Source organism: Saccharopolyspora kobensis (genome assembly GCF_900108315.1).
Lineage (GTDB): Bacteria > Actinomycetota > Actinomycetes > Mycobacteriales > Pseudonocardiaceae > Saccharopolyspora > Saccharopolyspora kobensis.
Window position 1 is genome coordinate 225,181 of sequence record NZ_FNVB01000007.1, and the last position, 18,353, is coordinate 243,533.

An 18,353-nucleotide genomic window follows, 5' to 3' on the forward strand; every position below is an offset into this window, starting at 1 on the left:
ATGGCGCGGCTGAACTACGACGAGCTCAACGACACCATCCGCTACACCATGTGGTCGGTGTTCCGCATCGAGCAGGGCACCCTGCCGGAGGACCGGGCCAAGGCGGCTCAGGCGACCCAGGAGTACCTGGAATCGCTGGCCGACTCCGGCGTCGTGGTCCGCGGCGTCTACGACGTCTCCGGGCTGCGGGCCGACGCGGACTTCATGATCTGGTGGCACTCCGAGCACATCGAGCAGGTGCAGGCGGCCTACACCGGTTTCCGCCGCGAGACCCCGCTCGGCCAGTCCTCCGAGCCGGTGTGGAGCAACGTCGCGCTGCACCGCCCCGCGGAGTTCAACAAGAGCCACATCCCGGCGTTCCTGGCAGGCGAGGAGCCGCGCCAGTTCATCTGCGTGTACCCGTTCGTGCGGTCCTACGAGTGGTACCTGCTGCCCGACGACGAGCGCCGCAAGATGCTGGCCGACCACGGCAAGGAAGCCCGCGACTACCCGGACGTCCGGGCGAACACGGTGGCCTCCTTCGCCCTCGGCGACTACGAGTGGATCCTGGCCTTCGAGGCCGACGAGCTGCACCGCATCGTGGACCTGATGCGGCACCTGCGCGGCACCGAGGCCCGCCTGCACGTCCGCGAGGAGATTCCGTTCTACACGGGCACCCGGGTCGACGTCGCCGACCTGGTCACCCGCCTGCCCTGACGATTCCCGGGCGGGGTCGCGAGCGATCGCGGCCCCGCCCGGTCATTTCGCCTGCGCGATCTGCTGGGTCGGGGTGTCCGGGGTGGACAGGCTCGCGCTGATGGTGCGCTGCAGGTGCCGGTGCACGCTGTTGAGCTCCTGCCGCAGCCCCAGGACCTGCCTGCTCAGCGCGTCGCCCTCGGCCAGGGTGTCGGTCTCGACCGCGCGCAGCAGCACCCCGAGCTGCCCGTGCAGGCGCTGGTGCACGTCGACGAACCGGACGATCTGCTGCTGGGTCTCCAGCGCCGGCGAGGTGCGGGCCACCGCCTTGATCACGGTCTCCTGCCAGCGCTGCGCGGTCTGCCGGTAGTGCCGGTCGGCGGCCACCCGGTAGTGCGGCGCGACCTGGCCGTCCATGGCGGTGCGGATCAGCTCCTGGCTGCTGTCGACGAGCTCGCGGGCGCTGGTGGTCACCGCGTAGGCCCACTCCCACTGCTCGGTCTGCGTGCTGGTCTGGCGCTCCTGCCTGGCCTCCTCCAGCTGCGCCTGCGCGAGCTTGATCTGCTCCCACGCCCGCTCGGCCTGCGCGCGGGCGTTGTGGGCGGCTTTGGTCGACTGCTCCGCATGAGCTTCGGCGGCGGCCACCAGCCGGCGCATCGCTTCGGTCCGCTGCACGGCCGCGCGGGCCTCCCGACGAGCCAGCCACAGCTGCCAGCCGGCGATCCCGACGGCCACGATGGCCAGCCCGGCCGCGATCCACGTGACCAGCTGCTCCCAACTCATGCGCCAAACGCTGACACAACACCCCGATCGGCTGTTCCGGGTAGGAACAATCTCACGTTGCGATTCCGCAACTGGAGGTGTTCGCACCCCGCTGCCGAACCCGCCGGGGACCTCGACGTGGACGTCCAGCTCGGTCTCGGCGGCGGGCACGTCGAACGTCCGATCAGGTGGCGGGCCCGGCCGGGCGGGTGCCGGGTACCGCTGGTCAGAGCCCGGTGACCTCGCGGTCGTCGTACGCCGCGCGGGCGGCGTCGATGTGGCCCCGAGGTCGGGCTCGGCACCCACATCGACGACGTCGTCGGCCTGATCGAAGGCGAGCGCCTCGACGACCTCGTGCTCGTCGGGCACAGCTACGCCGGGATGGTCATATCGGGAGTCGCTCACCGAGTCCCGAAGCGGATCGCGCACCTGGTGTTCCTCGACGCGATGGTCCCCGAAGACGGCGAAACCGCTGTCGACGTCCAGCCGATCACCAAGCAGCTCATCGACCTCGCCGTGGACGGCTGGCGGATTCCGCCGATGCCGGAGCAGCCGCCGCCGCTCGGCTTGTTCGGAGTCACCGATCCCGACGACCTCGCCTGGTTGCGGTCGATGCTGTCGGACCAGCCGGTGCGGTGCCTCCAGGAGCCGGTCCGGTTGGACGACCCGGCCGCGCGCGCGATCCCGCGCACGCCCATCCACTGCGTCGGACGCCGGCCGGCGGGCATCACCCGGCGTCCCGTCCCAGCGGGCGAGCGGGTGCGGGAACTGCCGACCGGCCACGACTGCATGATCACCATGCCCGCCGAGCTCACCGGGCTGCTGCTCGAGGCGTGGGCAGCCCGCTCGGACCGGTGAACGGGTTCAGTCCTCCGGCACCAGGCGGACGGCGATGGAGTTGATGCAGTAGCGCTGGTCGGTGGGGGTGGCGTAGCCCTCGCCCTCGAAGACGTGTCCCAGGTGGCCGTGGCAGGACGCGCACAGGACCTCGGTGCGGCGCATGCCGAGGGAGTTGTCCTCGCGGAGGATCACCGCTTCGCTGTCGGCCGGGTCGTAGAACGACGGCCAGCCGCAGTGCGACTCGAACTTGGTCTGGCTGCGGAACAGCTCCGCCCCGCAACCGCGGCACTCGTAGACCCCGGTGGTCTTGGTGTCGACGTACTCGCCCTGCCAGGCCGGTTCGGTGGCGGCCTGGCGCAGCACCGCGTACTCGTTCGGGCTGAGCTGCTCGCGCCACTCCTGGTCTGTCTTGCTTACCTTCGGGGTACCTGCGACCGGATCCATGCTTCCACGCTAATGCGTGCCGAGATCAACTGCACTGCCGCGTCCGCGCGAGGAGTCGAACACCACCGCGGTTCAGCCGGCGAAGGTGTTGAAGACGAAGACGAGCGCGTTCCAGACCGTGGACAGGACGCCGAGGAGGATCAGCGCCACCACCAGGACGGCCACCACGCGGCGGTGGCCGTTGGCGCGGTTGGCGCTCTGGGCGAAGTCGTCCACTCCGCGCAGCATGCCCTCGACCGTGGCGTCGGAGTTCGGGCGCTGCATCCGGTCGCGGTGCTCCGCGAAGGCCTGGACCTCGGGATCGGCCGGGTCGAGCCCGTCGAGTTCGTCGCCGAGGCGACCGTTCCGGTCCTCGGGTTCACCGCGCTCCACCGCATCACCGTAGCGCCTCCCGGGCGCGCCGCGAACGATCTGCCGGGTCCGTCGTTCGTGGGTACGCTGCAGGCCGCTCCACTTAGGACAGGAGGCGCCGATGAGCGCGCAGCCAGCGGACCTGTTCCGGCCAGAGCTGGACGTCGCAGCGCCTGAGCGGCAGCGGCGCTGGACCGTCCTGCTGCGGTTCCTGTTACTGATACCGCACTTCGTCGTGCTGTGGTTCGTCTCGATCGCGGCCGCGGTGGTGCTGATCGTCGGGTGGTTCGCCGCGCTGGTGCTGGGGCGCCTGCCGGACTGGATCTCCGGGTTCCTGGTCCTCTACGTCGGGTACCAGGCCCGGGTGTCGGCCTCCCAGCTGCTGCTCGTCGACCGCTATCCGCCGTTCCTGGTGGACCAGCCGGACCACCCGGTGCGGGTCGAGCTGCGGCCGGGCGAGCTGAACCGGCTGGCGGTGCTCTTCCGGATCGTCCTGGTGATCCCGGCGGCGATCCTCAGCGCGATCGTCGCGCACGGCTGGGCGGTGCTGGCGTTCTTCATCTGGCTGATCGTGCTGGTGCTCGGCCGCACGCCGCGCCCGGTCTTCGACGCCACTGCTGCGGTGCTGCGCTTCGGCTTCCGCACCAACGCCTACTTCTACCTGCTCACCGGCGCTTACCCGCGCTACCTGTTCGGCGACGCGCGGGCCGAGGAGAACCCACCGCGCCAGTCACCCGGCACGCGCCCGCTGGTGATGTCCGAGGGCGGCCGGGTGCTGCTGGTCGTGTTCATCGTGCTGGGCGTGCTCGGCCTTGCGGGCAACGGCGCCGTCCAGACGACCTACCCGCCGTTCGAGCAGGACCAGCACGAATACCAGTACGCGCAGCCGGAGTGAGGCTCCGGGCACCGGGTCAGACGACGGCTTCGGGCCAGCGGCGGAGGATCTCCTCGATCGTCTGCTCCGGCGTCTGGCCGGAGGTGTCCAACCACAGGCCCAGGCGCGGGGTCTGCTCGTGCAGCACCGCGTTCAGCTCGGCGATGGCCCAGGTGTCGTAGGCGGTCTTGCCGCGGCCCGCCTCCCGGTCGGCGATCGCCTCGACGTCCGGGGCGAGCACGACCACCAGCAGCGGACGGCTGTGGATCTGCTCGACCAGCTCGGCCAGGTGCTCGCCGAGCACCACGTCCTGGGCGACGACCGCGAAGCCCTCGGCGAAGTAGGCGTCGGCGGTCTGCGCGGTCAGCCGGTGCCGCAGGCGGAGCTGGCGCAGCGCCTCCTCCGACGGTGGTGCGGACATCTCCTCGCGGCCGCCGACGACCATGCGGCGGAAGGTGTCGCCGCGCAGGTGCACCGAGCGCGGCAGGCGTTCGGCGATGCCTTGCGCGATGGTGGACTTGCCTGCGGCCTGGATGCCGGTGATGAGCAGGATGGCGCGGTCGAGCACGGTGCTCCTTCGGTCGGAGGAGTCGATCATGCCACCGGTCGCCCGATCCGTCGCCCGGATTTCCCGGCGACTACGGATTGCAATGGGTGCATGGTTGCTGATCAGCTCGTTGGCGGATACCGGTTCGCTCGGCCAGCGGTGTCGGCGTTGCTCCGTTGGCGAGCACCATCGCAACTGCCGGAATCACCCACGAAGCGGGAGGCCACCATGGTCCGCACCGAAGTCGAGCGCGCTCCGCAACCCCAGGGCGGCTGCAGCTGCTGCGGCAGCTGCAGCGGTCCGTCCTGTGGCTGCTGCTCCAGCTGCGGCTGAGCGGCGCGGGTCTGCCCGGGGTGCTTGCGGGATCACTCCGGGCAGGCCATGCCGTCCGTCGGCACGGTGCCCTGCAGCAGGAACCGGGTGACGGCGTCGGTGACGCACCGGGAGCGGGCGATGGCGCCGTGCCCGGAGCCCTGCCAGCGCACCAGCACCCCGGTCGGCAGCTGCTCGGCCATGTGCTCGCTGCCCGCTTCGAGCACCAGCGGGTCGTTCGCGGTGCTGATCACCGGGATCGGCGGCAGATCGGGTCGGCGCGGCGCGGGCAGCGGTTGCTGCGGAACCGGCCACGACCCGCACCACACCAGCCGCTGCGCGGAGGCCCCGCCGAACAGCGGGAACCTGTTCACCCAGTCCTTCGCGAGATCACCGGCGCGCTGCGGCGGCACCCGGAGCGTGGTGTCGTTGCAGCTGGTGATCAGCTCGCCGTCCAGCCACGGCGGGTTGATGCCCTGCGCGGTGACCAGCGGCGCGCTGAACTCCGCCAGCCGGGCACCATCCCCGCGGTCGGCCGCCGCCAGCGCATCGGCCAGCGCGGGCCAGCTCTTGCGGTCGCTCAGACCGAGCAGGATCGCCTGCACCACGCGGCCGCTGCCGATGGTGGTGCTCCCGGCCGGTAGCGGCGCCTGGCGGGTCCGCTCGACGAGGCCGTCGACGATCTTGCGCGGCTCCGGCCCCAGCGGGCAGCCGCGACCGGCGCAGTCGGCGGCGAAGACGTCGAAGACGTGCTCCGCGGCCTGCGCTTCGTGCTCCGCCTGCCCGATGGCGTCGCGGGTCGGATCCGGCGCGCCGTCCAGCACCATCCGGCCCACCGAGGTCGGGAAGCGCTCGGCGTAGGTGGTCAGCAGCCGGGAGGCCTCGCCGCGGCCGATCGCGTGCAGCTTCGGCACACCCAGGTCCAGGCGCAGCTCTTCGAGGTCGGACGCGGCCCGCCAGGTGTCGTAGGCCTGCAGCCGCTCGTCGAGGTCGAGCAGGCACTCCTGGCTCGCCCGCAGCACCGATTCCAGCAACCGGTCCAGCTGGGCGCGGTCGGTGGCGCGCGCGTCGAAGTCGACGATGGCTTCGCGCTGCGGCTGCGGGACGCAGGCGGCGGGGTCGGACTCGCCGGTGCCGCGCCGGTCCATGCCGATGATGTCGAAGGTGTTCAGCAGTTCGGGCAGCTGCGCGGCCATGCGCGCGGCGAAGGTGGTGCCGGGCTCGCCGCCGACGTCACCGGCCACCACCAGCGGCACGCGCTGGCCGGTGCCGACGCGCAGCAGCGCGTTGCGCGCGGTGCCGCGCTCGGGCGCTTCCGGCGAGTCGAGCGTGCTGAGCAGCTGCGAGCAGCTGACGGTCATCCCCGGTGGCAGCTCGCCGAGTTCCGCGCGGGTCTGGTCGGTGCAGTCCGACCACAGGAGCATGTCGTCGCTGGGCCCGCCGAGCTCCGGGACGGGCGCCGGTTTCGGCGGCTGCGGGGCTGGTGCCACCTGCTGGTCGCCGTCCTGGAAGGCGACCGGCGGGCGGCCCGACGGGCCGGCCGAGCACGCCGCGAGAACCACCAGCAGCAACGGCAGCAGCACAGCCCCGGCCCGGTGAGAGGTGCGCGGCACGGGTACTCCTCGTCGGCGACGCGGTGGCGGAACCCGGTCAGCATCGCATGATCGAGGTGAGGCCCCGGTGAGGGCCCTGACATTCCGCTGGGCGTCCCGGCGGCGCGGAGTTAACGTGCGGCGGTAGGCGGACTTCGGATCGTGAAGGGGCAACGTGCACGTCGCGCAGATCGGCTCGGGCGCATCATCGGGCAGGCGACCGCTGTTCAGCTGGGGCCAGGCCCCGGCACGAGCGCTCGGGGCGATCCCGCCGCCGATGCTGGTGCTGCTGGGCGTGGTCAGCCTGCAGGTCGGCGCCGCCTTCGCCAAGCAGCTGTTCACCATGGCGGGCGCTTCCGGGGTGGTGGCGCTGCGGTTGACCTTCGCGGCGCTGATCCTGCTGGCGGTCTGGCGCCCGTCGCTGCGGATGGACCGGCGGACGCTGGCGGTGGTGGCCGGTTACGGCGCGGTGCTGGCGGGCATGAACGTCTGCATCTACCAGGCGTTCGAGCGGATTCCGCTGGGCGCGGCGGTGACCATCGAGTTCCTCGGCCCGCTGGTGGTGGCGGTGGTCGGCTCGCGCCGCAAGCTGGACCTGGTGTGGGCGGCGCTGGCCGGGCTCGGCGTGTTCCTGCTGGCGCGCGTCGAGGGCGGCCTGGACCCGGTCGGCGTGGGGTTCGCGCTCGCGGCCGGAGCGATGTGGGCGGGCTACATCCTGGTCGGCGCGAAGCTGGGCAGCCGGACCACCGGCGGTTCCGGCCTCGCCCTGGGCATGGCCTTCGGCGCCCTGGTGGCGGCACCGTTCGGCATCGCCGAGGCGGGCACGGCGCTGCTGCACCCGGCGGTACTCGTCGCGGGCCTGGTGGTGGCGCTGATGTCCTCGGTGATCCCGTACTCCCTGGAGCTGGAAGCGCTGCGCCGCATGCCGCCGAGGGTCTTCGGCGTCCTGATGAGCCTGGAACCGGCGGTGGCGGCCCTGGCGGGCCTGCTGGTCCTCGGTGAACTCCTCGGCGCCTGGCAGTGGGTGGCGATCGCCTGCGTGGTCATCGCCTCGGTCGGCGCAGTGGGCATGACCAAGGACACCCGGCCCACCAACGACCCCGGAGCCAACTGACCCCCACCAGGCCGACCAGGTGAGCGCAGCAGGGGGGAAGCCCTGGAGTTCCCGCGGCGCGACGAGTGCACCCAGGCCGAAGCCACACGCTCGGTCCTGCCTCGGCAGTTCGCGAGTGGACAGCCTCCGCTCACGATCCACGATGTACCGGTCGCCCGACGGCTTCTGTATACATGCAGGTGTGGCAACAGACTCCGCCCTCGGAAGGGCTGCGCAGTACCCTGCTCGCCTCGTCACCACCGTTGACGGGCTGCTGGATCCGGCGTCCGCGGACGCGCCAGAACTGTGGCACTGGCCCGGGCGCGCACTGCTGGTGCAGCGCGGGGACACCGAGCTGGTCGTCCGCGACCTGGACGGTACGGGCGCAGAAGTTCGTTTCCCGGCGCCGTGGCCACGCGGTTTCGGCTCGGTGGCAGTCTCTCCCGGGGCTGATCTCGCCGTGTTCGCCGGGGTGCACGCGCTGCGCGCGGTGGATCCGAGCGGTGCCGTGCGGTGGGAGGTTCGGCACGGCTGCTGGTCGGCCGCAGTGTGCACCGAGGCCCACGCGTCGTTCGCCGAGTACGCCGAGGACTACCACCACGGTCGAGCTGACCGCGGATCAGCCGCTTTTTCCCCGGACGGCAAGATCCTGTGGGCCCACATCCGCAACCATGCGGGCGAGGAGGTCAAGGAGGAGTGGCTGATCCTCGATCCCGCCGACGGCGCGGTGTTGGCCCGTGCCGAGACGATGACAGTGGGATCGGCCTCTTTCCACACCCCACACCCGGACCCCGCGTACATGGGGCTGACCGTCGGTGAGGGCGAGGAGGATTCGCCCGCGCTGTGGGGACATTGGGACGGCGAGAAGTTCAGCATCGAGCGGTTCGCCGAGGAGGTCTTCCTCGCGGTGAGCCCCTCCGGGGAGCACATCGTCGCAACGGATCCGGGGCAGTGGGCCCTCTACCTGCGCCGGGCGGAAGATGGCGCGGAACTGCGGCGGCTCAACGCCGCGGAGGCGGTGCCGGAGAGCGGTGACGACCGCGTCTGCTGGGACTACGAAGCGGCGTTCCCGACGGACGACGCCATCATCGCCGGTACCGGGTACGACACCGGAGCTCCCCGCCACTGGCTCGTCGACGCGCGCACCCTGACCCTGCGCGGCCAGATCGCTTATCCCTTCCCCGCTGCGGGATCGCCGCGCCCCGCGGGTCGCGGCACCTGGTACACGGTCGCCGAGGACCGGACCGCGCTGCACCTGTGGAGCCTCCCGCAGGACGGAGGAACCCCGCAGGACGGATGAGTGGACTGCCTAGAGGAATGAAGAACACCTGCTGACGAAAGCGTTCTGGTGTTCAGACCGGTGGGAGCTTGGTGGGGCGCAGGGCTCGCATCAGGGTCAGGAGCGTCTTGTTGAGGGGCACCGGGATCCCGTGCTTCTCGGCCAGTCGGATCAGGGGGCCGGTGATGTGCTCGTGCTCGGTGGGCAGGCCCGCGAGCCGGTCGTAGAGCATCGACGTGCCGTTGGTCGGCGGGAACTTGTTGATGTAGTCGTCCAGCACCTGCTCGGCGTCGGCGTGGGTGAGGTCGGCGCCTTCGGCACGGGCCACCTCCACCGCTTCGGCGAGGACGCCTCCGCACAGCTCCCGGACGTCCGGTTCGGCCAGCACGTCGAGGCGGCGCAGGGTGAGCGCGGTGATCGGGTTCGGCGCCAGGTTGGTCAGCATCTTGCGCCACATCGCGGTGCGGAAGTTCCCGGTGGGGCGGACGGTCAGCGGGCCGCCGGAGAGCAGCTCGGCGAACCGCTCGCCGACCGGGCCCGCCTCGACCTGCATGGTGGCGGGGGAGCGGCGCACCACGTGCCCGGGGCGCACGCGTTCCGCCGCGACGTAGATCAGCGCGGGCAGCACCGGGCCGCGCAAGTCCATCCCGGCGACCGACGCGCGGTGCTCGACGCCGTTCTGCACCACCACGATCGGCGCGCGGCCGTCGTCCAGCCGCTGCAGCCAGCCCGCCGCGCTCGGCACGTCCTGGACCTTGGTGGTCAGCAGGATCCAGTCGGCTCCGCGCACCGAGCCGGGCTCGGTCGCCACCGTCGCCGGGATCTCCGCGGCGCCGTCCGGGGTTTCCACCGTCAACCGGTCGAACGGGGTGCGCACGCACAACGTCACCTCGTGCCCGGCGGCGTGCGCTGCCGCCGCGAGAACTCCGCCGATACCACCCGAACCGATGATCGCGATGTGCACGGCAGGGACATTACCCGCCCGTACGGGCCTCCCGGTCCACCTCGCCGGTCAGCACCGCGTCCAGGTCGTAGCGCGTCGGCTCGTCCAGCTGGTCGTAGCGGCAGGACTCCGGGTCGCGGTCCGGCCGCCACCGCACGAACTGCGTGGTGTGGCGGAACCGCGCGGGGTGCCCGCCCTCGGTGTGGTCGTAGGAGACCTCGACGACCCGTTCCGGCCGCAGCGGCACCCAGGGCTGTTCGCTGCTGCTCCAGCGGTTGACCGAGCCGGGCAGCCGGCGGCCCGTCGCGTTCGGGCCCACCCACGGGTGCTCGCCCTCGGTGATGAGCCCGGCGAGCTCGGTGGCCAGCTCGCGCCTGCGGGCGGCGGAGAACGCGCCGACGACGCCGACGTGGTGCAGCACCCCGTGCTCGTCGTGCAGGCCCAGCTGCAGCGAACCCACCGCGGTGCCGGGCTCGGTCTTGGCGTGCCAGCGCAGCCCGGCCACCACGCAGTCGGCGGTGCGCGAGTGCTTGATCTTGAGCATGGCCCGCTTGCCGGGCAGGTAGGCGCCGCCGGTGGGCTTGGCGATGATGCCGTCCAGCCCGGCGCCCTCGAAGATCCGGAACCACTCCGCCGCGGTGTCCGGGTCGTCGGTGACCGGCGTGGTGCGCAGGCCGGTGCGGTCGAGGCCGAGCCCGGCGAGCAGTTCGCGGCGCTCGGTCTGCGGGGCCTCGGTGAGGTCGCGCTCGCCGAGCGCCAGCAGGTCGAAGGCGATGAAGGTGGCCGGGGTCTGCTCGGCGAGCAGCCGGACGCGGCTGGCCGCCGGGTGGATGCGCTCGCTCAGGACGTCCCAGTCCAGCCGGTCGCCCGCGTCGTCGCGCCGGATCACCACCAGCTCGCCGTCGAGTACCGCGGGCCGGTCGAGGTGCTCGGCGACGGCGGCCAGCACCTCCGGGAAGTAGCGGTCGAGGGACCGGCCGGTGCGGGACTGCAGCCGCACCGGCGGATCGGCCCGCGGATCGGCGAACACCAGGCAGCGGAAGCCGTCCCACTTCGGTTCGAAGAGCAGTCCGCCCTGCCGCGGGATGCCGTCGGTCGGGCTGGCCAGCATCGGTTTCACCGGTGGCTGCAGGGGGAGCACAGCGGACCTCCTCGGTCAGCGGACGCGTTGGCGCGGCGCCCGGTCCAGTCGCAGGCGGATCGCTGTGGGCAAGGTATCGGTGCCCAGCGCCTCGCGGGCGCGGGAGAGGACTTTCGCGTCCAGTTCCTCCCACACCTGCCGGACGTTGGTGCCCTCCTGCAGGGACAGCGTCAGGCGCAGCGCCGGGCGCCGCTCGTCACCGGCCATCCGCACGTGCGCCCGGTTGACGCCGGTGACCTGCTCGGCATCGGCGCGCACCGCCTCGGTCAGCGCCGCGGCGGTCACCGTCAGCTCGGCGCTGCCGCGCTCCAGCCGCAGGTCCGGCCGGGATTCCGGGCGCAGCGCCCGGATCACCCACCACAGGCCCAGGACGAACAGCAGCACGCCGAGCACGATCGCGATCACGAGGGCGAGCTGCGAGTTGCCGCTCAGCCACTGCACCACGATCGGATCGGCCAGCGGGCGCTGCGCCCGGAAGAGGCCGAGCCAGCCGGTGCCGACCAGCAGCACCGCGGCACCGAGCAGCACGGCGAGCAGCGCGATCACCGTGACGACGCCGCGTTCGAAGCCCAGGGCGCGGCCGGTGGGCGTGGTGCGCTGTCCCACCTCTGCGCGTTTTTCAGCGGTTGCGTTCGGAGTCGTTCTCGCGTTGGGCGGATTCTTGTGGCTGGGTTCCATCACGGCCCCCTGAGATGCGGTTGAGCGGGACTCGGCACGAGGGGCGTCATCGCCGCTCCTTGGGCGTGCTCACCGACACCAGCACCTTGGGGGTGTCGCGCAGCGGTAGTTCCTGCACGGCGTGCTTGGCGGCCTCGGTCAGGCGGCCTTGCAGATCGCCCGCATCGCGGAACTGCGAGCTGGCGCGGACCTGGACGCGCTTGGCGCTCGCGGTCACCGAGGCGGTGGCGACCCCGTCCTGGTCGCGCACCTGGTGCCCGACCAGCCGCGCCAGCGAGCGCGGATCGGTGGTGACCGTGACCTCCGGCGCCGGATCGTGCAGCCGGATCTCGCGCCGTCCGGAGGTCATCGCGATCAGCAGCAGGAGCAGCCCGGCCACCAGCACTCCGGCGGCGATCGCCCGGACCGGGGCGTCGTCCCACGACACCACGCTCAGCGCGGCGTGGATGCGCTGCCAGGGAACGATCAGGCCGCCGGTGCCCGGCCGCACCAGTGCGCCCACCGCCTCGACCACCAGCACCACGCCGGCAGCGGCGGCGGCCAGCCCCAGCAACGTCGTGATCAGCCGAACGACAAAGCGCATGTGCTCACTCCACCCGGGGCGGTGCGTCCGCGGCGACCAGCGCGGACACGGTGACGTCGACGGTGCGCACCTGGCAGTCGGTCAGGCGCGCCAGTTCCTCGCCGATCCGGGTGCGCAGCGCCGCGACGGCTTCGCGGACCGGCGCCGGGTAGCGCAGCGCCACGTCCAGCCGGACGCGCAGCGCGTCGTCCGGGCCGGAGATCTGGGCGCTGGCCCCGTGATCGCCGAGCCCGAGCCCGCCGATCCGGCGGCGCGTCCGCGCGCAACCCGGGTGCTGGTCTGCGGTGTGCTCGGCGATCTTGCGCAGGACCGAGCGGCTGATCTGCAACCGGCCCCGGTCGGCGGGGTCGGCCCGCTCGGCGGTGCCGGTGCTCATCGGTCCCGCCCGCGGCCGAGGATGTCGCCGATCTCCAGCTCGCCGTCCAGCAGCCTGCCGACCACCAGGCCGAGCGCGCCGACCAGCAGCGCGATCAGGAAACCGGTGAATCCGCCGAGCGCGGCGGCCGCGCCGAGGATGAGCCCGGCGAGCAGCCCGGTCTGTGTCCAATTCATCTGGCAAACCCTCCAAGGGGACTGTCTTCGGCTTGTTCTCAGCGGACTCGGGGCGGGCGGTTGCGGCGGGCCCGCCAGTCGCGGAACCGGCGCACCAGGCCGCGGATCCCGCGCGGCCGGTGCACGACCACCACCGGCGCGTCGCAGCGGTCGCGACCCGCGCGCAGTTCGGCGAGCCCGGCGGCGAACGCCTCCGGGTCGCCCCCGACGTCCGGGTGGTGCGCCCGGACGAACGCCCGGATCGCGCGGCGGGTCTCCGGATCCTGCTGCACAGCGACCATCATGCGCCCTCCGGCTCATCGGACGTGATCACGTCGGCCACGGTGATGTCCACCGGGACGCCGCCCGCGATCGCGGCCAGCTCGCCGCGCAGCTCGGTCAGCACCGCGGGCAGCGGCCGGCCCAGCCGCAGCACCACCCCGACCTCGACCGAGCCCTCGCCCACCCGGACCCCGGTGATCCGCTGCCCGGGCTGGTAGGTGGCGATCTCGCCGTACTGCCCGCCGTGCAACCGCGCCACCGCGGGGTGGGCGAGCGCCCGGTCGGCGAGCTCGCTGGCGGAAACGTGCTCCGGCATTCGGCGGACGTCCTCCTGGATCGTTCAGAGCTCGTCGGCGGCCGGTCTGCGCGCGTGCTCGAAGCGGCTGGCACCGCTCGCACGAGCGCAGCCGGCTGCGCCGACAGGTCCTCGGCGGGCTGCGGTCACTCGACGCGGGAAGCGGCCGGCTGCGCGGGCTCCTCGCCGTCCTCGTTGGGCAGGTGGATGTCGTTGACCGCGATGTTTACCTCGATGACCTCCAGCCCGGTCATCCGCTCCACCGCGGTGATCACGTTGCGCCGCACCGCGCGCGCGAGGTCCACGATGGACGCGCCGTACTCGACCACGATGTCCAGGTCGACCGCGGCCTGCTTCTCGCCGACCTCGACCTGCACGCCGGAGGTGGAGGAGGTGCCGCTGCCGCCCGGGATCCGCTCCCGGATCGCGCCGAACGCCCGGGAGACGCCGCCGCCCATCGCGTACACGCCGGAGATCTCGCGGGCCGCGATGCCGGCGATCTTCTGCACCACCGACGCGGCGATGGTGGTCTTGCCCTGGGAGGTGTCGTCGGCCAGCCGGTTCGGCGCCGTGCTCGTGCGGGTCTCCGGGATCCGCCGGTTCTCGGTGGTGCTGCCGCGCTCCTCGCTCGCGTTCTGCGTGCTCCCGCTGTTCTGAGCCATGGAAATGACGCTCCTTCCCGGTTGCGCCGGCACCGCGTCGGCCCGGCGTGTTCTGCTGAGAGTCGGATGCGGGCACCCGACGCGATCTTGCGCGGCTGTGTGCCACGTCACCATTCTCATCCCGGCGGCTCGACGTCGGCGATGCGTACCCACACCGTCGGTGCGCCCGCGCCCAGGGCGTCCCGCAGGGCAGCGGCCAGTTCCCGCTGGATCTGCTCGGCGAGGCTCGCCGGGAGCAGGTAGCGGACGGCCAGGTCCACCTGCACCTCGTCGGCGTCGCCGACGCAGCCGCGCAGGTGCGCGCCCGGGTGCCGGGTGAGGACCTCGGCGCACAGCTGCCGCGTCAGCAGCACCACCGCCTGCGGGTGAATCCGCAGCGCACCGCCCTCCTGGGCGAGTTCGATCGGCGAGGCGCCTAGGCCGCCGCGCACTCCGCGGACCGTCATCAAGGCGCGTTCCACCAGGCCGTGCGGCGGTTCGACGGGGATCTGCGCGGTGCGCCGCACGGGCGCCCAGACGGCCTTCAGCTCCGCCAGCTCGGCCTGGCAGTGCGGGCAGGTCCGGACGTGCCCGACGAGTTCGGGCGGGGCGCTGTCGGTGAGGACGTCGAGCAGCTCGGCTTCGGTGCGGCCGCAGGGCAGCGCCCGGTCGGCGGAGTGATCAGCCATCGCGCATCTCCCGCAACCTGGCCAGCAGCGTCGTGCGCGCCCGGTGCAGCCGGGAGCGCAGCGCGGGCACCGGCACTTCGAGCACCTCCGCGATCTCCTCGTAGCTCATGCCCTCCAGCTCGCGCAGCACCAGCGGCACGCGCTGCGAGGGTTCGAGCGTGTCGATGGCCCGGTGCACGAACGCGGCCTCCTCGCTGCGGACCGCGTGCCCCTCGGGGTCGACCGTGCCGCGGTCGGAGATCAACTCGGCGGTCGGTTCCAGCGGCACCGTCGGCCTGCGGCGGCGCACCTGCGCCAGGGCCGCGTTGGTGACCACCCGGTAGAGCCACGTGGTCGGGGCCGATTCGCCGCGGAACCTCGCCAGCCCCCGCCAGGCCGACACCCAGGCCTCCTGCACCGCGTCCTCGGCCTCCGCGGAATCCCCGAGTACGCGGTAGGCGACGCGGTACATGGTGGCACTGTGCCTGCGGACCAGCTGGTCGAAGGCATTCGCGTCGCCGCGTTGCGCGGCGGCCACGAGCGCCTCGTCGGTGCCGGCCCCAACAGTCACCCGCGCATTCTCGCGTAACGGAGCAGGAGCAGCGATTCCGCGTGCAGAACCGAGTCCAGCCGCATGCTCCGTGGCGTCTCGACACCGGATCCCACCGCGATCCGGCTGGCATCGCCGCTGGCCAGCACGGGGGAGAGGGTCAGGCACAGCTCGTCGACGAGGTCCTGGTCGATCAGCGAGCCGAACAGCCTCGGCCCGCCTTCGCAGCCGATGCGCCGCAGCCCGCGCTCGGCCAGCGCGTCCAGCGCCACCCGCAGGTCCACTTCGGCATCGCCGGTGACCACGACGTCGGCGCCGGCGTCGGCGAGCTCGGCCCGGCGCTGCGCGGGCGCGGCTTCGGTGGTGAGCACGATGGGCGGCACCACGGTGTCGGTCAGCAGCGGGGAGTCCAGCGGCACCGAGGCGTGCGCGGTGACCAGCGCGATCGGCGGGATCTCCGACAGCCCGTGGCGCTCGCGGCGCTCCGCGCGGACCTCGGTGCGCTTGATCCCGCGGTAGCCCTCGATCAGCGCGGTGCCCACGCCGACCAGCACCACGTCCGAGAGGTCGCGGATCAGGCCCAGCACGCGCTGGTCCACCGGTGCCGACAAGCCGCGCGAACTGCCCTTCACGGTCACCGCGCCGTCCAGGCTGGAGACGAAGTTGACCCGCACCCACGGGCGTTCCAGCTGCTCGGGGAAGGCGTAGAACCGTTCCAGCTCGTCGTCGACCTGCCGCGCGCCGTCCAGCGGCCAAAGCTCGTCCACCACGTGCCCAATCCCACCACGTCCGGTGCCCCGGCGGGTGAGCAGGAGCACGTGCCCGCACGGCCGGACGGCGCGGTGCCCGGTTATAGAGTCGGCGCATGAGTTTTCCGCGTCTGGCAGACCGCCGTCCCGAGCTCACCCCGGACGAGCTGGTCCAGGCGATGACTCCGCCGCCGATGTTCGACGCGGTCCGCTTCGACACCTACGTCCCCAACCCCGACGAGCCCAGCCAGGCGACCGCGGTCCGGGAGTGCGCGGCGTTCGCCGAGCGGATCAACGCCGACGGCGGCGGTTCGTGGCTGCGCGGGATGTTCGGCAAGAAGAAGGCCGACGGTGGCAAGCGGGGCCTCTACCTCGACGGCGGGTTCGGCGTCGGCAAGACGCACCTGCTCGCCTCGCTGTGGCACGCCACCGAGGGGAACAAGGCCTTCGGCACGTTCGTCGAGGTCACCGGGCTGGTCGGCGCGCTGGGCTTCGCCGAGACGGTGCGGCGGCTGTCCGGGCACAAACTGCTGGCCATCGACGAGTTCGAGCTGGACGATCCCGGTGACACGATGCTGGTCACCCAGCTGATCGCCAAGCTCACCGACGCGGGCGTGCACATCGCGGCCACCTCCAACACGCTGCCGGACAAGCTCGGCGAGGGGCGGTTCGCGGCGGCGGACTTCCTCCGCGAGATCCACGCGATGTCGGCCCGCTTCGGCGTGCTGCGGGTCGACGGCCCGGACTACCGGCACCGCGGGCTGCCCGAGGCGCCGCCGCCGATGAGCGACGACGAGCTGGTCCGCCTCGCGGAGGCGACCGACGGTTCGACGCTGGACGACTTCGACGAGCTGTGCGACTTCCTCGCCGGGCTGCACGCCTCGAAGTACGGCCGCCTGCTCGACGGCGTGACCGCAGTGCACCTCAGCGGCGTGCACGCCGCGCCGGACCAGGACGTGGCGCTGCGCCTGGTGGCCCTGGCCGACCGGCTCTACGACCGCTCGATCCCGGTGCGCGTCTCGGGCGAAGCGCTCTCGGCGCTGTTCACCGAGGAGATGCTGCAGGGCGGCTACCGGAAGAAGTACCTCCGCGCGATCAGCCGCCTGACGGCGCTGTCGAGGGACCTCGCCACCTCCTGACCGCCCTTCACGGTGGCCCCCGACCAGCGCGAACGCCGCCCGAGCGGTGGGGGCTGCGCCGATTTCGCGAGAAGTCGACCGTCACCCGGGTGAACGTCGTTCTCTCGCGAGATCGACCGCGGCCCGGGTGACGGCCGTGGTTCAGCGGGCCAGGACTTCGGTGATCGCGTCCAGACCGGTGTCGAGCTCCTCGCGGGTGATCACCAGGGGCGGGGCCAGGCGCAGGGTGGTGTCCTGGGTTTCCTTGCACAGGACGCCGCGCTCGACCAGGGCTTCGCTGACCTCGCGGCCGGTCGGGCCGCCGGGGGCGATCTCCACGCCCGCCCACAGCCCGCGCCCGCGGACCTCCAGCACTCCGCGGCCGACGAGCTCGCCGAGCCGGGCGTGCATGTGGGCGCCGAGTTCGCGCGAGCGCTCCTGGAACTCGCCGGTGCTCAGCAGGCGGATCACGGCTCGCCCGACCGCGCAGGCCAGCGGGTTGCCGCCGAAGGTGGAGCCGTGCTGGCCGGGGCGCAGGACGCCGAGGACGTCGTCGCGGCCGACGACCGCGGACACCGGCAGGATGCCGCCGCCGAGCGCCTTGCCGAGGGTGTAGAGGTCGGCGCGGATGCCGTCGTGCTCGCTGGCCAGCAGTTCACCGGTGCGGGCCAGGCCGGACTGGATCTCGTCGGCGATCAGCAGCGCGCCGTGCTCGTCGCAGAGCCGCCGCAGCCGCGGCAGGTAGTCGGCGGGCGGCACGATCACGCCGGCCTCGCCCTGGATCGGCTCGACCAGCACCGCCGCGGTGCGCTCGCTGATGGCCGCCTCCACCGCGGCGGCGTCGCCGTACTCGGTCACGCGGAAACCCGGGGTGTACGGCCCGAACCCGTCGTGCGCGACCGGGTCGGTGGAGAACGACACGATGGTGGTGGTGCGGCCGTGGAAGTTGGATCCGGCGACGATGATCTCCGCCTGGTTCTCCGGCACGCCCTTGACCTGGTAGGCCCACTTCCGCGCGATCTTGATGGCGGACTCGACGGCCTCCGCGCCGGAGTTCATCGGCAGCACCCGGTCGGTGCCGGTGAGCTCGGCGAGCTCGCGGCAGAACGGGCCGAGCTGGTCGTGGTGGAACGCGCGGCTGGTCAGCGTGACCCGGCCGAGCTGCTCGGTGGCCGCGGCGACCAGCGCGGGGTGCCGGTGGCCGAAGTTCAGCGCCGAGTACCCGGCCAGGAAGTCCAGGTGGCGCCGTCCGTCCACATCGGTCATCCAGGCGCCGTCGGCCTCGGCGATCACGACCGGCAGCGGGTGGTAGTTGTGCGCGCTGTACTGGTCGTCGAGGGCCCGGAAACCGGCGGCCTTCGACGAAGCTTCGAGGTGCGACGGAACGGCAGTCATGGACACAAGG

The 18,353-nt window shown here is 72.5% G+C and carries 23 protein-coding genes and 1 pseudogene; 6 read left to right on the top strand and 18 right to left on the bottom strand.

Annotated elements, in window-relative coordinates; all coding sequences use genetic code 11:
• Positions 1–696, top strand: coding sequence for a hydrogen peroxide-dependent heme synthase (gene hemQ, locus C4T78_RS23880; RefSeq protein WP_093355062.1), 696 nt, complete (start codon positions 1–3; stop codon positions 694–696).
• Positions 697–738: 42 nt separating this feature from the next.
• On the opposite strand, the gene C4T78_RS23885 is transcribed toward hemQ, so the two are convergent.
• Positions 739–1,458 carry a hypothetical protein gene (locus tag C4T78_RS23885; protein ID WP_093355060.1) on the bottom strand — a complete coding sequence of 240 codons (720 nt, stop codon included), beginning with the start codon at positions 1,456–1,458 and terminating at the stop codon, positions 739–741.
• A 279-nt stretch (positions 1,459–1,737) separates the two neighbouring features.
• Here C4T78_RS23885 and C4T78_RS23890 point away from each other — a divergent pair.
• A pseudogene (locus tag C4T78_RS23890) lies at positions 1,738–2,295 on the top strand (alpha/beta fold hydrolase); the annotation flags it as partial.
• Between the two features lie 6 nt (positions 2,296–2,301).
• Here C4T78_RS23890 and msrB read toward each other — a convergent pair.
• Positions 2,302–2,721: a peptide-methionine (R)-S-oxide reductase MsrB gene (gene msrB / locus C4T78_RS23895; protein ID WP_093355055.1), complete on the bottom strand. Its 420-nt coding sequence runs from the start codon at positions 2,719–2,721 to the stop codon at positions 2,302–2,304.
• Between the two features lie 72 nt (positions 2,722–2,793).
• Positions 2,794–3,093, bottom strand: a complete 300-nt coding sequence (locus C4T78_RS23900; RefSeq protein WP_093355053.1) for a hypothetical protein — start codon at positions 3,091–3,093, stop codon at positions 2,794–2,796.
• A gap of 100 nt (positions 3,094–3,193) precedes the next feature.
• Between C4T78_RS23900 and C4T78_RS23905 the strand changes: the two genes are divergently transcribed.
• On the top strand, positions 3,194–3,967 hold the full coding sequence (locus tag C4T78_RS23905; protein WP_093355051.1) for a DUF4389 domain-containing protein: 774 nt from the start codon (positions 3,194–3,196) through the stop codon (positions 3,965–3,967).
• A gap of 16 nt (positions 3,968–3,983) precedes the next feature.
• On the opposite strand, the gene C4T78_RS23910 is transcribed toward C4T78_RS23905, so the two are convergent.
• Positions 3,984–4,514, bottom strand: a complete 531-nt coding sequence (locus C4T78_RS23910) for an AAA family ATPase (protein WP_235863660.1) — start codon at positions 4,512–4,514, stop codon at positions 3,984–3,986.
• 344 nt (positions 4,515–4,858) lie between these two features.
• Positions 4,859–6,418, bottom strand: coding sequence for an alpha/beta hydrolase (locus C4T78_RS23915; protein ID WP_093355045.1), 1,560 nt, complete (start codon positions 6,416–6,418; stop codon positions 4,859–4,861).
• Positions 6,419–6,572: 154 nt separating this feature from the next.
• Here C4T78_RS23915 and C4T78_RS23920 point away from each other — a divergent pair, with 154 nt between their 5' ends.
• Positions 6,573–7,511, top strand: a complete 939-nt coding sequence (locus tag C4T78_RS23920; RefSeq protein ID WP_374703899.1) for an EamA family transporter — start codon at positions 6,573–6,575, stop codon at positions 7,509–7,511.
• 409 nt (positions 7,512–7,920) lie between these two features.
• Entirely contained in the window at positions 7,921–8,790 is an 870-nt protein-coding gene (locus C4T78_RS23925) for a hypothetical protein (protein ID WP_235863659.1), read from the top strand.
• 52 nt (positions 8,791–8,842) lie between these two features.
• Here C4T78_RS23925 and C4T78_RS23930 read toward each other — a convergent pair whose 3' ends face one another.
• From C4T78_RS23930 to C4T78_RS23985, 12 genes are all read right to left on the bottom strand, one after another.
• Positions 8,843–9,733, bottom strand: coding sequence for a 2-dehydropantoate 2-reductase (locus C4T78_RS23930; RefSeq protein ID WP_235863658.1), 891 nt, complete (start codon positions 9,731–9,733; stop codon positions 8,843–8,845).
• Between the two features lie 10 nt (positions 9,734–9,743).
• Positions 9,744–10,853: an ATP-dependent DNA ligase gene (locus tag C4T78_RS23935; RefSeq protein WP_093355043.1), complete on the bottom strand. Its 1,110-nt coding sequence runs from the start codon at positions 10,851–10,853 to the stop codon at positions 9,744–9,746.
• Between the two features lie 15 nt (positions 10,854–10,868).
• Positions 10,869–11,459, bottom strand: a complete 591-nt coding sequence (amaP, locus tag C4T78_RS23940; protein WP_093355039.1) for an alkaline shock response membrane anchor protein AmaP — start codon at positions 11,457–11,459, stop codon at positions 10,869–10,871.
• Between the two features lie 118 nt (positions 11,460–11,577).
• Positions 11,578–12,114 (bottom strand): DUF6286 domain-containing protein, encoded by a 537-nt coding sequence (locus C4T78_RS23945; protein ID WP_093355036.1) that lies wholly within the window; start codon positions 12,112–12,114, stop codon positions 11,578–11,580.
• A gap of 4 nt (positions 12,115–12,118) precedes the next feature.
• Positions 12,119–12,490 (bottom strand): Asp23/Gls24 family envelope stress response protein, encoded by a 372-nt coding sequence (locus C4T78_RS23950; protein WP_093355033.1) that lies wholly within the window; start codon positions 12,488–12,490, stop codon positions 12,119–12,121.
• Positions 12,487–12,666: a hypothetical protein gene (locus C4T78_RS23955; protein WP_093157530.1), complete on the bottom strand. Its 180-nt coding sequence runs from the start codon at positions 12,664–12,666 to the stop codon at positions 12,487–12,489. Before C4T78_RS23955 ends, C4T78_RS23950 begins: the two co-directional genes overlap by 4 nt.
• A gap of 38 nt (positions 12,667–12,704) precedes the next feature.
• A complete protein-coding gene (locus C4T78_RS23960; protein ID WP_235863657.1) occupies positions 12,705–12,950 on the bottom strand; it encodes a hypothetical protein in 246 nt (81 codons plus the stop codon).
• Entirely contained in the window at positions 12,947–13,243 is a 297-nt protein-coding gene (locus tag C4T78_RS23965) for a hypothetical protein (RefSeq protein WP_093355031.1), read from the bottom strand. The genes C4T78_RS23960 and C4T78_RS23965 overlap by 4 nt, the downstream gene beginning before the upstream one ends.
• Before the next feature lie 125 nt (positions 13,244–13,368).
• The gene (locus tag C4T78_RS23970; protein ID WP_093157533.1) at positions 13,369–13,884 is read right to left on the bottom strand and encodes an Asp23/Gls24 family envelope stress response protein; all 516 of its coding nucleotides are present in this window, start codon (positions 13,882–13,884) and stop codon (positions 13,369–13,371) included.
• Between the two features lie 116 nt (positions 13,885–14,000).
• Positions 14,001–14,552 (bottom strand): anti-sigma factor, encoded by a 552-nt coding sequence (locus tag C4T78_RS23975; protein WP_093355028.1) that lies wholly within the window; start codon positions 14,550–14,552, stop codon positions 14,001–14,003.
• A complete protein-coding gene (locus C4T78_RS23980) occupies positions 14,545–15,102 on the bottom strand; it encodes an RNA polymerase sigma factor (protein WP_093355025.1) in 558 nt (185 codons plus the stop codon). The genes C4T78_RS23975 and C4T78_RS23980 overlap by 8 nt, the downstream gene beginning before the upstream one ends.
• Complete coding sequence (locus C4T78_RS23985) at positions 15,099–15,851, bottom strand: pyrimidine reductase family protein (protein ID WP_218161634.1); 753 nt, start codon at positions 15,849–15,851, stop codon at positions 15,099–15,101. Before C4T78_RS23985 ends, C4T78_RS23980 begins: the two co-directional genes overlap by 4 nt.
• A 95-nt stretch (positions 15,852–15,946) precedes the next feature.
• Between C4T78_RS23985 and zapE the strand changes: the two genes are divergently transcribed.
• A complete protein-coding gene (zapE, locus tag C4T78_RS23990) occupies positions 15,947–16,969 on the top strand; it encodes a cell division protein ZapE (RefSeq protein ID WP_093355021.1) in 1,023 nt (340 codons plus the stop codon).
• Positions 16,970–17,110: 141 nt separating this feature from the next.
• Here zapE and rocD read toward each other — a convergent pair whose 3' ends face one another.
• The gene (rocD, locus tag C4T78_RS23995; protein WP_093355019.1) at positions 17,111–18,343 is read right to left on the bottom strand and encodes an ornithine--oxo-acid transaminase; all 1,233 of its coding nucleotides are present in this window, start codon (positions 18,341–18,343) and stop codon (positions 17,111–17,113) included.
• Positions 18,344–18,353: the final 10 nt, after the last annotated feature.

Coding starts and splice junctions, on each gene's coding strand:
- hemQ (WP_093355062.1), top strand. CDS start 1: ATGGCGCGGCTGAACTACGACGAGCTCAACGACACCATCCGCTACACC.
- C4T78_RS23885 (WP_093355060.1), bottom strand. CDS start 1,458: ATGAGTTGGGAGCAGCTGGTCACGTGGATCGCGGCCGGGCTGGCCATC.
- msrB (WP_093355055.1), bottom strand. CDS start 2,721: ATGGATCCGGTCGCAGGTACCCCGAAGGTAAGCAAGACAGACCAGGAG.
- C4T78_RS23905 (WP_093355051.1), top strand. CDS start 3,194: ATGAGCGCGCAGCCAGCGGACCTGTTCCGGCCAGAGCTGGACGTCGCA.
- C4T78_RS23945 (WP_093355036.1), bottom strand. CDS start 12,114: ATGCGCTTTGTCGTTCGGCTGATCACGACGTTGCTGGGGCTGGCCGCC.
- C4T78_RS23950 (WP_093355033.1), bottom strand. CDS start 12,490: ATGAGCACCGGCACCGCCGAGCGGGCCGACCCCGCCGACCGGGGCCGG.
- C4T78_RS23955 (WP_093157530.1), bottom strand. CDS start 12,666: ATGAATTGGACACAGACCGGGCTGCTCGCCGGGCTCATCCTCGGCGCG.
- C4T78_RS23960 (WP_235863657.1), bottom strand. CDS start 12,950: ATGATGGTCGCTGTGCAGCAGGATCCGGAGACCCGCCGCGCGATCCGG.
- C4T78_RS23965 (WP_093355031.1), bottom strand. CDS start 13,243: ATGCCGGAGCACGTTTCCGCCAGCGAGCTCGCCGACCGGGCGCTCGCC.
- C4T78_RS23970 (WP_093157533.1), bottom strand. CDS start 13,884: ATGGCTCAGAACAGCGGGAGCACGCAGAACGCGAGCGAGGAGCGCGGC.
- C4T78_RS23975 (WP_093355028.1), bottom strand. CDS start 14,552: ATGGCTGATCACTCCGCCGACCGGGCGCTGCCCTGCGGCCGCACCGAA.
- zapE (WP_093355021.1), top strand. CDS start 15,947: ATGAGTTTTCCGCGTCTGGCAGACCGCCGTCCCGAGCTCACCCCGGAC.
- rocD (WP_093355019.1), bottom strand. CDS start 18,343: ATGACTGCCGTTCCGTCGCACCTCGAAGCTTCGTCGAAGGCCGCCGGT.